The sequence below is a fragment of the Psychrobacter glacincola genome (genome assembly GCF_904846215.1).
In the GTDB taxonomy this organism is placed as follows: Bacteria; Pseudomonadota; Gammaproteobacteria; order Pseudomonadales; family Moraxellaceae; genus Psychrobacter; species Psychrobacter glacincola.
Window position 1 is genome coordinate 1 of the sequence record NZ_CAJGZK010000069.1, and the last position, 755, is coordinate 755.

1 protein-coding gene is annotated in these 755 nt (G+C 46.1%); it reads right to left on the bottom strand.

Annotated features, from left to right (window positions below; translation table 11 throughout):
* Window positions 1-755 (bottom strand): ornithine cyclodeaminase family protein (locus tag JMW90_RS13440; protein ID WP_201564746.1); only part of this gene is annotated, 755 nt, incomplete at both ends.

A 755-nucleotide genomic window follows, 5' to 3' on the forward strand; every position in this document is an offset into this window, starting at 1 on the left:
CCCGTACCATCGAACAAGGTAATCTCATCGTCTGAGCTGCGACCCGGATGCTCACCATTAATGACATCGCCAAGCGTGGTAATATCACTCTCTTTGATAGCACCAGACTTAATCGCATGCTGGGTTTCACCAAGACTGATTGATTGCGTGATCTCATCTGTAAATACAGTAGCAGCAGCTATTAAATTGACATCAACTTCTTGCTTACCAACGGTATCGGTACCCATACAGGCGATATGTGTACCGGGTTTGATCCACTCTTTCATCAGTAATGGCTCAAACGCTGAAGTAATAGTAATGATTACATCCGCCTCGCTACATAACTGCTCACGCTCAACGGCTTCAAACGGTACGCCTAATTCTTCAGCGACGGCTTGTAGGTTTTTGAGACGATCTTTATTCTTATTCCAAGCGACTACTTTTTCGAAATTGCGTTGCTCAAGAGCGGCACGCAGCTGAAAAGTAGACTGATGACCGGCGCCGACCATACCAAGTACTTTGCTGTCTTTACGTGCTAGATGGGCGATTGATACTGCCGATGCGGCGGCGGTACGTACAGCAGTTAAATAATTGCCGCCGACCAGTGCACGCAATTTACCATTATCTGGATTAAATAAGAAAATCGTGGATTGATGATTGGTCAAGCCTTTAGCCGCATTACCTGGCCAGTAGCCACCTGATTTTAGACCTAGTGATTTTCCTGCACTGTCAAAACCTGATTTAAAGCCGTATAACGCATCAGCATAGCCAGTGGC